Below are 11,701 nucleotides of genomic sequence, written 5' to 3'. Positions count from 1 at the left end.
CCGGTGCGGGGCGCGCGGTGCGCGCGGCGCGCCCGGGGCCAGGGCGGCGGCGGTGAGCGCCGACGCCGTCGCGGCGGCCGCGGCGGCCGGGCCGACCCCGGCCGCGATCACCTCGACGGCGTCACCGGCGCCCGCGGCGACGGCATCGGCCTCCGCCGCCACGGCGGTCACGACCAGTACGCGCACGGCCCGCCCCTCATGTCGTCACACCCGCCGGATCAACCGGATCAGTCTTTCTTCTCCAGGTTGAAGACCCAGATGCCGAGCAGCTTCTTGCCGCTGGTCTCCACGATGCTGATCTTCGCGCTGCCGGACGGCTGGCCCGTCTGCGACGTGAAGAACGCGCTGGCGGGGATGGAGCGGTACGTCTTGGTGTACGGCTCCTGCTCGGCGGGCTGGCCACCGATGAACAGCGTCCAGCCGTTCTCGGCGATCTCCGGGTCGACACCGAAGCGGATCCGGTCGTCGACGGCGACCTTGACGGTCTTGCCGGTGCCCTTGTTGAGGCAGTCCTGGATCACGGACTCCTTCAACGGCTTGCCGTCGTTGTAGCAGGCGGCCTCGGAGTTCACGGACTCCGTCCCGACCGTGACGGTCGCGAGCGGCGTCGGCTTTTCACAGGCCGAGAGGACGAGGAGCCCGGCGCTGACGGCACCGATGGCGGCGGTGGTCCGGCGACGCCTGCCGGAGAGGAACGCAACGGTCATGGCCGAAAGGCTATCGGGCCCACCAGCCATGTCCACGCCGGGGTCCGGCGCGCCGGGCTTTCCCCCGCCCCGGGCCCACGCGGGGTGGACCGGGCGCGCGGGGTCAGACGAGGTGAGGGTGGGGGGTGTGGCGGGCGTGGGTGAGGAGGCCGCGGGCCGCGGTCAGCGCCCCCGTACCGACGATCCCCGCCGCCACCGCCATCCCCAGCACCCCGTTCAGCGGCAGCACGATCCCCACCGCGCCCCCCACCACCCACGCCATCTGCAACAGCGTCTCCGAGCGGGCGAACGCCGAGGTCCGCACCTCTTCCGGCACGTCCCGCTGGATCAGCGCGTCGAGCGAGAGCTTGGCCAGCGCCTGGCAGAAGCCCGCCGTGGCGCCGAGGACGGCGACCATGCCCGCCCCGAAGAAGACGGCCGTCAGGATCGCCACGCCGAGCGCGATCCCCAGCACGGTGGCGATGATCGCTTCGGGGGCCCGGGCCCGCAGCCAGGCGCCGACGGCGGTGCCGAGCGCGTTGCCGGTGCCCGCCGCGACACCGACGATCGCCAGGGAGACGGCCGCGCTCTGCCCGGCCACGGGATGCTCTCTCAGCAGGAAGGCCAGAAAGAAGATGAGAAAGCCGGAGAGCATCCGGAACGCCACGTTCGCCTGAAGACCATGGAGTACCGAGGGCCCCACGGTCCGCAGGCTCGGCTTCCGCTCCCCGTGGGCGAGCATGTGCGCCTTGCGCTCGCCCTTGGCGGAGTCGACCACCGGGGGCATCCGCAGCGCCCAGTAGCCGCCGAGGAGGAAGAGCGCGCACGCGCCGTAGAGGGGCCACTGGGGGCCGATCCGGTGCAGTCCGGCCCCGATGGGCGCGGCGATGCCCGTCGCCAGCAGGCCCGCCAGGGTGACCCGGGAGTTCGCCTTGACCAGGGAGATCCGTGGGGGCAGCAGCCGGGGTACGACGGCGCTGCGGACGACTCCGTACGCCTTGGAGGCGACCAGGACGCCGAGCGCCGCCGGATAGAGCTCGATACCGCCGGTCGCGACCGCGCCGGACAGCCCGAGCGCCAGCACCGCGCGGACCAGCATCGCCGCCGACATCGCGGCGCGGCGGCCGTGGGGCACCCGGTCGAGCAGGGGGCCGATCACGGGCGCCAGCAGGGCGAACGGCGCCAGGGTGATCGCGAGGTAGAGGGTGACGCGGCCCCGGGCCTCGTCGGTGGGGACGGAGAAGAAGACGGTGGAGGCGAGCGCGACGGTGATCATCACATCGCCCGCGCCGTTGACGGCGTGCAGTTCGATCAGCTTGCCGAGGCCGGATTCGCCCGCGCCATGGGCGTGGGTGGCCTTGCGGATCCCGCGCCCGGTGAGCCGGAACGGCGACCGCAGGACGCGGCCGACCGCCCGGCACGCTCTGGCGAACGACCCGGAGGCGTTGGACGAGCTGGCGGCTGCCATCTCGCCATAGTGCCCCACGGGGGGCGTGCGGGTGGGGCGATGTGCGCCACACGGCGCGGTGGTGTGACGCCCGGGTGACCTCCTGGTGAACCGGGGCAGACCGGGGCGCCCGGGCGCCCCGGGGGTGGGTGGGACGGGTGGGACGGAGCGGGCCATTCACGCCACCGGCGGGCACCGGAGCCCCGCCCCGGGGCGCTCCGCGCCACCCCCGGAAAAGTCTCCTTGTCCACACCGTGACCCGCCTCTGGCGCTGTCTTTAGGGCACGCAGGTGGGCGCGGAGCTGTCGAGGGGGTAGCGTGCGTAGCGCGTCACCGGCGATCGTTCCCGGCCGCGCGCCTCTTCGGCATCCCTCAGAATGGATGACGTTAGGTACGCCCGGGACAGGTTCGGTCGGGGCGCGGACGTCGATGCGGCCCTCTGGTCCGCTCCGCCCGCCGCCCTGGACCACCCCAACGGGAGGCGTACCCGTGAGACGGCGTAGGAGAGAAGCGAGACCTGTGAGTGCTGCGACGACGCGAAGCCGAACCCCTGACCGTCTGTGCGCCGAGGCGGTAGACCTCGCCCGCACGGCGGCCGAGGAGATCGCGGCCCCAGGTGTGGTGGGCGAGCATGTGTCCCTCACCGCGGAGGGGGACCGGGTCGTCACGCACTTCTTCGAGTGCAAGGAGCCCGGGTACCGGGGCTGGCGCTGGGCCGTGACCGTGACCCGGGCCTCGCGCGCCAAGCTCGTCACCCTCGACGAGACCGTGCTGCTGCCCGGTCCTGACGCCCTGCTGGCGCCCGAGTGGGTGCCGTGGAGCGAGCGGCTGCGCCCGGGTGACATGGGCCCCGGCGATCTGCTGCCGACCGAGGCCGACGATCCGCGCCTGGAGCCCGGCTACACCGGCGAGGACGTACCGCCGCCGAACTCGGTGCTCAGCGAGACCTCCCCCGACCTGGTGGAGCGGATCGACGCGGAGGACGCCGAGCTGACCGACCGCGTCCCGGCCGACGCCGCCGTCAACGGGCGGGCCGAGATCGCCGCCGTCGCCGAGGAACTGGGGATGCGGCGCGCCCGGGTGCTGTCCCGGTACGGGCTGCGGACCGCAGCCGACCGCTGGGACGAGTCCTTCGGCGAGCGCACCCCGATGGCGCAGGCCGCTCCCGCGACCTGTCTGACGTGTGCGTTCCTGGTGCCGCTCGCGGGGTCGCTGCGGCAGGCGTTCGGGGTGTGCGCGAACGAGTTCGCGCCCGCCGACGGCCGGGTGGTGTCGCTGTCGTACGGGTGCGGGGGCCACTCGGAGGCGGCGGTGATGCCGAAGCCGCCGAAGCGCCCGGAGCCGGTGCTGGACTCGATGGGCACGGACGCGTTCCCCCTCCACCCGTCCTCCGACGACGATCTGGGCCACTCCTAGTCCCTGTCCGCGACGTAGGCGCCCCTGGGCTTCACCCGGGGGCACCCCCGCCCGGGCCGCCGGGCCCGCCAGGGGTGGGGCCAGGCCCAGGGGGAGTTCCCCTCGCACCGGCCGCGCGGGGCGTACTGACCACGCACCGGGGGCATCCCGGCGGCACGGCGTGGGCGGCGGGCCGGGCGACGGCACCCGCCCCGTACACCCGGGGGACGGGCACCGCGCCCCGCGTCCGCGCCTGCCCTGCGGGACGGCGCCGGAGGCCGGTCCTACAGGAAGGCGATCGAGGTCGCCCGGTCGTTCATCGCGTCCCCGACGTACGAGGTCGACTGCCGGTACTCCTGGTTGAAGCCGGAGGTGTTCGGCGCGTCCCACAGCTCTATCCAGCAGGACAGCGTGGTGAGCGAGCTGACGGAGTTGTTCCGGATGCCGCCCGGCTCGTCGTTCGTTGTCGCAGCCATGAGCTGCTGCAAACGGCGCGGCGCGGCAGGTTCCTTGACGCCCCCTTGACCCGTACAGGACCCGACCCGGGCCGTACGACGCCCGACGGTGAGCCCGCCGGGGCGCCGGGGGCCGGTGGGGGGCGGGCGGACGCCGGGATGCGACGCGGTACCTTCAGCGCGGGCGGGGCGCACCCAGGATGTGACGTGCCCCGGCCGCACCCCCGACCCGGCAGAGCGGAGCACACCGTGAGCAGCGACACCCCCGAGTGGCCCGACCCGTTCGGCACCGCACGGCTGCGCCGCGCGGTCCTCAACGCCTGGGCCGCCGGTCCGGCCCGCTTCCGCGAGGACGCCAACGCCGAGGAGGAACTGGTCCTCGGCGGCTACCGCGACCGCCTGATCGTCGAGCTGGCGCAGAACGCCGCCGACGCCGCCGCCCGCGCGGCCGTCCCGGGGCGGCTGCGCCTCACCCTCAGCCCGGGGACGCACGACCGGGCCCCGGTCCTCGCCGCCGCCAACACCGGTGCCCCGCTGGACGCGACCGGGGTGGAGTCCCTCTCCACCCTCCGCGCCTCCGCCAAGCGCGCGCCGCGCGCCGAAGAAGCCCCAGCCGCCCCGGCCACCAGCGTCGGCCGCTTCGGTGTCGGCTTCGCCGCCGTCCTCACCGTCAGCGACGAACCCGCCGTGCTGGGCCGCCACGGCGGTGTCCGCTGGTCCCTGCCCGAGGCCCGCGCCCTCGCCGAGGAGACCGCCCAGGCCAGCCCCGGGCTCGGGGACGAGATCCGCCGTCGCGAGGGCCATGTGCCGCTGCTGCGGCTGCCGCTGCCCGCCGAGGGCACCGCGCCCGACGGGTACGACACGGTCGTCGTCCTGCCGCTGCGGGACACGGCCGCCGCCGATCTGGCCGAGCGGCTGCTCGCCGAGGTGGACGACGCGCTGCTGCTCGCCCTCCCGGGCCTCGCCGAGGTCGTGGTGGAGACCCCGGCGGGCACCCGTACCCTCACCCGCGCCGCCGACGGCCCGTACACGCTCATCACCGACTCCGTGCACGGCGCGCGGCGCTGGCGCACCGTCACCCACGGCGGGACGCTCGACGCCGAACTGCTGCGGGACCGTCCGACCGAGGAGCGGCTGCGGCCGGTCTGGTCGCTGACCTGGGCCGTCCCGGTGGACGCGGTCGGCGCGCCCGCCACCCCGCCCACCGCGCCCGTGGTCCACGCGCCGACCCCCACCGACGAGGCGCTCGGGGTGCCCGCGCTGCTGCTGGCGACCCTGCCGGTCGACAGCAGCCGCCGCCGGGCCGCGCCGGGCCCGCTGACCGACTTCCTGATCGAGCGGGCCGCCGACGCGTACGCGGAGCTGCTGGGCGACTGGCACCCGGTCTCCACCGGCACGATCGACCTGGTCCCGGGCCCGCTGGGCAAGGGCGAGCTGGACGGGACGCTGCGCGCGGCGATCCTGGCCCGGCTGCCCCGTACCGCGTTCCTGGAACCCGCCGCGCGCGAGGAGACCGGCACCGGCACGGACGTCCACCCCACACCGCCCGCCCTGCGCCCCATCGAGGCGGAGGTGCTGGAGGGCGCCGGGGCCGAGACCGTCGCCGTGCTGTCGGAGGTGCTGCCGAGCCTGCTGCCCGCCGGTCTGGAACGCCGGGCCGAGCTGCGCACCCTCGGCGTGGCGCGGGTGCCGCTCACCGAGGCGATCGACCGGCTGGCCGGACTGGAACGCGCGCCGGGCTGGTGGCGGCGGCTGTACGACAGCCTCGCGGGCACCGACCCCGACCGCCTCAGCGGCCTGCCCGTCCCTCTCGCTTCCGGCCGTACCGTCATCGGCCCCCGCCAGACCCTCCTCCCGCTCGCCGAGACTCCGGCCGACCTCGCCCGCCTCGGTCTGAAGGTGGTGCACCCCGAGGCCGCCCACCCGCTGCTGGAGAAGCTGGGCGCGCTCCCGGCCACCCCCCGCGCGGTCCTGACGACCCCGCAGGTACGGGCCGCCGTCGCCGGGTCGATGGAGGCGGGCGAGACCTGGTTCGACGACCTGGACGACCTCGCGGACCAGGGCGGCGCACTCGACGCCGACGAACTCGCCGAGACCGTGCTCGCGCTCGTCCGGGACGCCGAACTGGCCCCCGGCGACGAGCCCTGGCTGGGCGCGCTCGCCCTGCCCGACGAGGACGGCGAACTCGCCCCGGCCGGGGAACTGGTCCTCCCCGACAGCGCCTTCGCCTCCGTGATGCGGCCCGGCGAACTCGCCCTCTGCGACACCGACCTCGCCGAACGCTGGGGCGAGCGCCCGCTCGCCGCGTGCGGGGTGCTCGCCGACTTCCAGCTCGTCCGCGCCACGGACGTCGTCCTCGACCCGGACGAGCTGGAACCCCGCGACGGCGACTACGCCGAACCCGATGACGCCGGGCTCCTCGACGCCGTCGACGTCTGGTGCGAGGACGTCCTCGACCGGCTGCCCGAGACCCCGGTACCGCCCGTCGCCACCGAGATCACCGCCGTACGCGATCTCGACCTCGTCGACGACGAGCACTGGCCCCGGGCCCTCGCGCTGCTCTCCCGGCCGCCGCTGCGGGACGCGCTGACCCAGCAGGTCCGCGTCCTGCTGCCGGACGGCACCACCCGGCTGGTCCGCCCCTACACCGCCTGGTGGCTCCGCGACCACCCCGTCCTCGACGGCCGCCGCCCGGCCGGACTGCGCGCCGCCGGGGTCGATCCGCTGCTGGACGGTCTGTACGAGGAGGTCGACGCCACCGGCTTCGAGGACGCCGCCGTCCTCGGCGCCCTCGGCGTCCGCACCACCGCCGACGCCCTGCTCGGCGAACCGGGCGGCGCCGCCGAACTCCTGACCCGCCTCGCCGACCCCGACCTCCCCGTCCGCCCCGCCCAGCTCCACGCCCTCTACGCCCTGCTCGCCGAACTCGACCCCGAGGACGTCACCCTCCCCGACGACCTGCGCGCCGTCGTGGACGGCGAAGTGGTGGTCGTGGACGCCACCGACGCGGTGGTGGCGGACGCCCCCGACCTGCTGCCCCTGGCCGCCGGTCTCCCGCTGCTGCCCGTCTCCCCGTCCCGCGCCGCCGACCTCGCGGACCTGTTCCAGGTCCGCCGCCTCAGCGAGACCGTCCCCGCCGAGGTGACGGCGGAGGGCGACGAACACGACGTACCGGAGTCGGTCCGGGCCCTGCTCGGCCCCGCGACCCCGCGTACGTACGTCGAACACGACGAACTCGTCGTGGACGGCGTCGAACTGGAATGGCGCCGCACCGCCGACGGCACCGTCCACGCCGCCACCCTGGAGGGCGTGGCCGCCGCCCTCGCCTGGTCGGCGTCCCAGTGGCCCCGCCGTTTCGAGGTCGCGGCCCTGCTGGAGGACCCGTCCCGGACGGCGGAACTGGCGCGGGACCGGTGGTTCGACTAGCACTCCGTGCGAGGTCGGTGGTCGGGGCTGTGCTGCTGGTGCCGGCGGAGGAGGACGCGGGCGTCGGTGGCGGCGGAGTGGTCGTGGGCGTGGCGGGCCTCGCGCTCGGCGGCCACGAGGCCGTCGCAGGTCCCGCAGGTGGGGGGCTGCTGTTCGGTCACGACCGGGTCCTGGGCTCGGGCGCGGAGGATGCGGGCGTCGCGGACGCCGCGTACGGGCAGGCCCCAGGTGGTGAGCTGCTTCTTCATCCAGGCATCACTCACGCGGTACTCGGCGGCGAGGGCCTTGATGGACTCGCCCTCGCAGTAGCGGGCGACGATGGTGGTTTTGTCGGTGTGGACGTGGTCGCGTCCGGTACGGGGCACGGCTCAACTCCTCATGTGGTGGTGGAAGAAGGGTTGGATGTAGAGGACGCGGGCGGGGCGGGGGCTGATCGCGAGGGTGTAGCGGTCGGGCCCGTCCGGGATGACGACGGAGACGGCCACCCCGTGGTCGAGCCGGGTACGGGCGGCGTGGTCCTCGGTGGGGTCGGCGGCCCAGACGCGTAACTCGGTGGGCGCGTCCGGGATGGGGGTCCGCTCGCAGCGGGTGGCCCAGGGGGCGCGTGCCGGGTCGGGGTCGAGCCCGTCGGCGAGGCGCAGGGCCTGTTTGCGTAGCCAGGTCAGGGCGATGTCCTGCGAGCGGGTGCGGAGGGTGTCGAGAACGAAGGGGACGATCTCACCCGACCCGTAGACCGGACCCTCAGCGATGACGTGGCACAGGTACGCGACGGGCGGGCCGGTCATGTCGGCTCGCCTTCATCGGGCGCGGGCTCGACCCGGAGTAGCCGTTCCAGCTCGGCGTCTAGCCGAGCCCGATGGGCCTCGACCTCCAGGCCCCGGCTCCAGTCATCGACGCACCCGGCGTCCCACCGCAGCCGTAACAGCTCGAACCCGAGCCCCAACCGTTCCTCAGCAGCGCCCAGCGCGAGCGTCAGCCAGAGCCATAACCGCATCACGGCAACCGCCAGTGCGCGTGCTCCGCGTTGATCTCCCGCACCCGCTCCCGCAACCGCACCAGGGTGGGCGAGTCCTGACCTGTTTCATCCGGCCCGGTCTGGTCGCCGGTCGGGCCCTCCTCCCGGACGGCCGTGCGCTGTTGCTGTTCGTATGGTTTAGGGGTCACCTTTGACCACTCCGTAGGTTGGTCATGCCCCGGATCGATCATGTCTTCACGGGGCTTCGCAGACAGGCACAGGCGCGCGCCGCTGGTGAAATCCTCCCTACGGGAAAGCCCTGGATGAACACAGATCGGAGTACTCCACAAGAGGATTTGGGGCACTCCAGTTGGCGATCGAGGGCTACCCTGCTGTGAGATCACTTCCGTTCCCGCGAGGTGAACACATGGAGCACCGCGAACTCCGGCGCCATGACTACGCGCTGACCGTCCCGGACGCCCTGCTGCACAGTGGGGCCATGCAACGCGCCTGCTCGATAAGGGACTTCCAGGAGATACTCCGCCTGGTCAACAGGCGTACAGGATCGAGCTACACCGTTATCGCGACCGCTGTAGGGATGAGCACCTCACGCGTGGGGGACATCATCAGAGGTTCCCGGGGGGTCCGGAGCGAGAGAGTCATCGAACGTATCGCCGACGGCTTCGGAATCCCCGGTCACATGCTCGGACTTTCCGCGAGACCGTGGGAAGAGGGTCCCGTGCCCGATTCTTCCCGTATCGAGAGCGCCCGCTATTCAGCGGGGAACTCACGCCCTCTGGATCTCATGACGGTGGCGGAGCTGCGGCAGCGGGTACAGGAATTGGACGAGCGCTATGTGAGTGAGCCGTCTACGGCTCTCATCGCCCCGGTCGGCGAGCATCTCGGGAAGCTGGCGGATTGGCGAAGCTTGACCGTTAAGCACCAGGTCCGCCGCGATGTGTGCGCGGCGCGCGCGAAGGCGTGCACATTGATGGGCCAGCTGGTGTGGGACGCCTCAGGGAGGACCGATCACGGGACCGCCCGTGCCTACTTCACTCAGGCAGCCTCCGCCGCTCGTGAGCTGAACGATCCCGTAGCGGAGGGATTAGCACTGCTTCGGACCTCATTCGTCTCCCTCTACGGCGAGAACGATCCCCAGACCGGACTGGAGCTGGCGAGCCGAACCGCAGCGACAGCCAAAGGCGCCAGTCATGTCCTCGCCGGGCTCGCGACACTGCACGTGGCAGAGGCTCACGCCATACTGAACCAGCGAAGGGAATGTGAGGCGTCACTGGTGCTGGCCGAGCGATACCTCACACAGGCAGCCGATCTTGATATCGCCGCCTCCCTCCTCTCGCCAGGCCAGTTCGGGCGCCTGAAGGGCTCCTGCTTTCTCTTTCTCAACGACGCGCCCAAGGCGGAGGAAGTCCTGGCTGAGAATGTCAGGGAAATGCGTCACGGGTCGAAGTCTCACGCCATCGCGCTGGCCAACCTGGCGCTCTCCCGTATCCGGCAGCGCAAGCTAGATGAGGCGATCGGGGCGCTGAACGATGCGATCGGGATCGTAGAGCGCCATCGAGGTGGCGGTGGTCTGAAGCTCGTGTTCCAAGCTGGTCGGGAGTTGCGACCTTGGCACAGAAGAGGAGAAGTGCGCGAGCTGCACGACCGGCTGATGGGTCTTATCTCCGCCGCGTGAAGACGAGGGAGTCCAATGCCAAAGAACACCGTGCGGATAGCGAAGCAGACGGTGCGCGAACGGGTCTGGCAGTCGCTGGAGCGGGAAGGGGTGGTTCCCGCAGGGGTCGCCGGACGGATCCCGACCTTCACCGGCACGGAGGCCGCCGCTGAACGCCTCGCCCTCCACCCGGCCTGGAGAGGCGCGCGTATCGTCAAAGCGGTTCCCGACACCGCCCAGACCCCGGTACGCGCCCGAGCCCTGGCAGAGGGAAAACACTTGTATATGGCCGCCCCGAAACTCGCCGCCCCGAAGCCCTTCTACCACCTCGCGCCCGACAGCATCGGCGATCCGGCCGAGGCCGCCGACCGGCGAACGGCCGTGAGACTCGCACGGCCGGTGGACGTCCAGGACATCCCTCCCGTCGACCTCGTCGTCTGCGGAAGCGTGGCGGTCAATCCCAAGGGCGTACGTCTTGGCAAGGGCGCCGGGTACGCAGACATCGAGGTCGGGCTCCTCCAGGAAGCCGGGCTCATCCACCCGGACACACTGATCGTGACAACGGTCCACGATCTCCAGGTACTCGACGAAGAACTTCCGGAGGCCGACCATGACTTCCGTCTGGACCTGATCGTCACACCTACCAGGATCATCGCCTGCGGCCCCCGCCACACCCCGCCGGGAATCCTCTGGGAGCTTCTGCCCGACGCTTACCTCTCCGCTATCCCCGCACTCACGGCCCGTCGCCCCACCTCAGACCAGACGGCGGCCTCAGCTCAGCGATCGTGCGCCGGATAGGCGGTGGCACCCCGGACGCCGGTCTCCCACATCCAAGAGGGAACGAAGGAGTATGCCGATGAGCGTCGACCCCGCCGCGTGGTTCAAGTCCAGTTACAGCAACGGCAACGTGGAATGTGTGGAGGTGGCACATCGCAGTGAAGCTGTCTCGGTGAGGGACAGCAAGAGGCTCGACGGGCCGTACCTGACGCTGTCCCCTGAAGCATGGGCGGGTCTCGTCGCTCTCGCCCGTCGCGCCAACGGCTAGAAGCCCACGAAGCCCCGCACTCCCTCGCGGGAATGCGGGGCTTCGGCCATTCTCGGTGGCGGGTTAGGGCCGGGGTGTGTCCGAGCGGTTGCCTGACGGCGTCCTGTCTGGGGTGATGTCGGCAGCACTCATCCGTACGCTCCACGAAGGAGTACGTGACATGAGCCAGGGCAACCCCGCGCCGATGCCGCTTCAGTGGCGGAAGTCCAGCTACAGCGGGCCCGACGGTGGCCAGTGCGTGGAGTGGTCCCTCGCGCCCGGCCCCGGCTTCGCCGCCAGGGAAAGCGGTGCGCCGAGGCCGGTGCAGTGGCGGAAGTCCAGCTACAGCGGAAACAACGGCGGAGAGTGCGTCGAGTGGTCCCCCATCCCTGGCCTTACCGCCGTTCGGGACAGCGACGAGCCGCTGTCGGCTCAGTGGCAGAAGTCCAGCTACAGCAACGGCAACGGGAACTGTGTCGAGGTGGCCGAGCGGGACCACGCGGTAGCGGTAAGGGACAGCAAGGCAGGGGATGGGCCCGTCCTCATGCTTTCCTCGCACGCATGGGCGGGCCTCATCGCCCTCGCTCGTAGCGCCGACGTATGAGAGGGGGCCGGTCCGCGCCCGAGCGCGACCGGCC

General features: G+C 72.4%; 13 protein-coding genes and 1 pseudogene. 6 read left to right on the top strand and 8 right to left on the bottom strand.

Going from position 1 to position 11,701, the window contains the following annotated elements:
- The 3 genes and pseudogenes from ACFVIM_RS27040 to ACFVIM_RS27030 form a co-directional block, all read right to left on the bottom strand.
- Nucleotides 1-186: pseudogene (locus ACFVIM_RS27040) on the bottom strand (futalosine hydrolase); the annotation flags it as partial.
- Between the two features lie 41 nt (nt 187-227).
- Nucleotides 228-707 (bottom strand): DUF2771 domain-containing protein, encoded by a 480-nt coding sequence (locus ACFVIM_RS27035; protein ID WP_384306361.1) that lies wholly within the window; start codon nt 705-707, stop codon nt 228-230.
- A gap of 103 nt (nt 708-810) precedes the next feature.
- On the bottom strand, nt 811-2,154 hold the full coding sequence (locus ACFVIM_RS27030) for an MFS transporter (RefSeq protein WP_384306358.1): 1,344 nt from the start codon (nt 2,152-2,154) through the stop codon (nt 811-813).
- A 498-nt stretch (nt 2,155-2,652) separates the two neighbouring features.
- Between ACFVIM_RS27030 and ACFVIM_RS27025 the strand changes: the two genes are divergently transcribed.
- A complete protein-coding gene (locus ACFVIM_RS27025; RefSeq protein WP_384306355.1) occupies nt 2,653-3,549 on the top strand; it encodes a DUF3027 domain-containing protein in 897 nt (298 codons plus the stop codon).
- Nucleotides 3,550-3,812: 263 nt separating this feature from the next.
- Here ACFVIM_RS27025 and ACFVIM_RS27020 read toward each other — a convergent pair whose 3' ends face one another.
- Nucleotides 3,813-4,004, bottom strand: a complete 192-nt coding sequence (locus tag ACFVIM_RS27020) for a hypothetical protein (protein ID WP_384306353.1) — start codon at nt 4,002-4,004, stop codon at nt 3,813-3,815.
- Between the two features lie 228 nt (nt 4,005-4,232).
- Here ACFVIM_RS27020 and ACFVIM_RS27015 point away from each other — a divergent pair, with 228 nt between their 5' ends.
- Nucleotides 4,233-7,409 (top strand): sacsin N-terminal ATP-binding-like domain-containing protein, encoded by a 3,177-nt coding sequence (locus ACFVIM_RS27015; protein WP_384306350.1) that lies wholly within the window; start codon nt 4,233-4,235, stop codon nt 7,407-7,409.
- Here ACFVIM_RS27015 and ACFVIM_RS27010 read toward each other — a convergent pair.
- Genes ACFVIM_RS27010 through ACFVIM_RS26995 form a run of 4 tightly spaced genes read right to left on the bottom strand, consistent with a single transcriptional unit; the run spans nt 7,406 to nt 8,573 of the window.
- Nucleotides 7,406-7,774, bottom strand: coding sequence for a hypothetical protein (locus ACFVIM_RS27010; protein ID WP_384306347.1), 369 nt, complete (start codon nt 7,772-7,774; stop codon nt 7,406-7,408). The two genes, ACFVIM_RS27015 and ACFVIM_RS27010, sit on opposite strands and share 4 nt — an antisense overlap.
- Before the next feature lie 3 nt (nt 7,775-7,777).
- Complete coding sequence (locus ACFVIM_RS27005; protein ID WP_384306345.1) at nt 7,778-8,194, bottom strand: hypothetical protein; 417 nt, start codon at nt 8,192-8,194, stop codon at nt 7,778-7,780.
- Complete coding sequence (locus ACFVIM_RS27000; RefSeq protein WP_384306342.1) at nt 8,191-8,403, bottom strand: hypothetical protein; 213 nt, start codon at nt 8,401-8,403, stop codon at nt 8,191-8,193. Before ACFVIM_RS27000 ends, ACFVIM_RS27005 begins: the two co-directional genes overlap by 4 nt.
- Nucleotides 8,403-8,573 carry a hypothetical protein gene (locus ACFVIM_RS26995; protein ID WP_384306339.1) on the bottom strand — a complete coding sequence of 57 codons (171 nt, stop codon included), beginning with the start codon at nt 8,571-8,573 and terminating at the stop codon, nt 8,403-8,405. The genes ACFVIM_RS27000 and ACFVIM_RS26995 overlap by 1 nt, the downstream gene beginning before the upstream one ends.
- 218 nt (nt 8,574-8,791) lie before the next feature.
- On the opposite strand from ACFVIM_RS26995, the gene ACFVIM_RS26990 reads away from it, so the two are divergent.
- The 4 genes from ACFVIM_RS26990 (at nt 8,792) to ACFVIM_RS26975 (ending at nt 11,667) form a co-directional block, all read left to right on the top strand.
- Nucleotides 8,792-10,060: a helix-turn-helix domain-containing protein gene (locus ACFVIM_RS26990; protein ID WP_384306336.1), complete on the top strand. Its 1,269-nt coding sequence runs from the start codon at nt 8,792-8,794 to the stop codon at nt 10,058-10,060.
- Between the two features lie 15 nt (nt 10,061-10,075).
- The gene (locus ACFVIM_RS26985; RefSeq protein WP_384306334.1) at nt 10,076-10,837 is read left to right on the top strand and encodes a 5-formyltetrahydrofolate cyclo-ligase; all 762 of its coding nucleotides are present in this window, start codon (nt 10,076-10,078) and stop codon (nt 10,835-10,837) included.
- Nucleotides 10,838-10,895: 58 nt separating this feature from the next.
- On the top strand, nt 10,896-11,084 hold the full coding sequence (locus tag ACFVIM_RS26980; RefSeq protein ID WP_384306331.1) for a DUF397 domain-containing protein: 189 nt from the start codon (nt 10,896-10,898) through the stop codon (nt 11,082-11,084).
- 160 nt (nt 11,085-11,244) lie between these two features.
- Nucleotides 11,245-11,667, top strand: a complete 423-nt coding sequence (locus ACFVIM_RS26975; protein ID WP_384306328.1) for a DUF397 domain-containing protein — start codon at nt 11,245-11,247, stop codon at nt 11,665-11,667.
- Nucleotides 11,668-11,701: the final 34 nt, after the last annotated feature.

Origin of the sequence: Streptomyces sp. NPDC057638 (assembly GCF_042800315.1) — a bacterium.
Taxonomy (GTDB): domain Bacteria; phylum Actinomycetota; class Actinomycetes; order Streptomycetales; family Streptomycetaceae; genus Streptomyces.
The sequence above is the reverse complement of the archived record's forward strand: the minus strand, read 5'-3'. Positions and strand labels throughout refer to the sequence as shown.

Bases quoted from the DNA above. Each gene is read 5' to 3' on its own strand.
- ACFVIM_RS27035 (WP_384306361.1), bottom strand. From the start codon at position 707: ATGACCGTTGCGTTCCTCTCCGGCAGGCGTCGCCGGACCACCGCCGCC.
- ACFVIM_RS27030 (WP_384306358.1), bottom strand. From the start codon at position 2,154: ATGGCAGCCGCCAGCTCGTCCAACGCCTCCGGGTCGTTCGCCAGAGCG.
- ACFVIM_RS27020 (WP_384306353.1), bottom strand. From the start codon at position 4,004: ATGGCTGCGACAACGAACGACGAGCCGGGCGGCATCCGGAACAACTCC.
- ACFVIM_RS27005 (WP_384306345.1), bottom strand. From the start codon at position 8,194: ATGACCGGCCCGCCCGTCGCGTACCTGTGCCACGTCATCGCTGAGGGT.
- ACFVIM_RS27000 (WP_384306342.1), bottom strand. From the start codon at position 8,403: ATGCGGTTATGGCTCTGGCTGACGCTCGCGCTGGGCGCTGCTGAGGAA.
- ACFVIM_RS26990 (WP_384306336.1), top strand. From the start codon at position 8,792: ATGGAGCACCGCGAACTCCGGCGCCATGACTACGCGCTGACCGTCCCG.
- ACFVIM_RS26985 (WP_384306334.1), top strand. From the start codon at position 10,076: ATGCCAAAGAACACCGTGCGGATAGCGAAGCAGACGGTGCGCGAACGG.
- ACFVIM_RS26980 (WP_384306331.1), top strand. From the start codon at position 10,896: ATGAGCGTCGACCCCGCCGCGTGGTTCAAGTCCAGTTACAGCAACGGC.
- ACFVIM_RS26975 (WP_384306328.1), top strand. From the start codon at position 11,245: ATGAGCCAGGGCAACCCCGCGCCGATGCCGCTTCAGTGGCGGAAGTCC.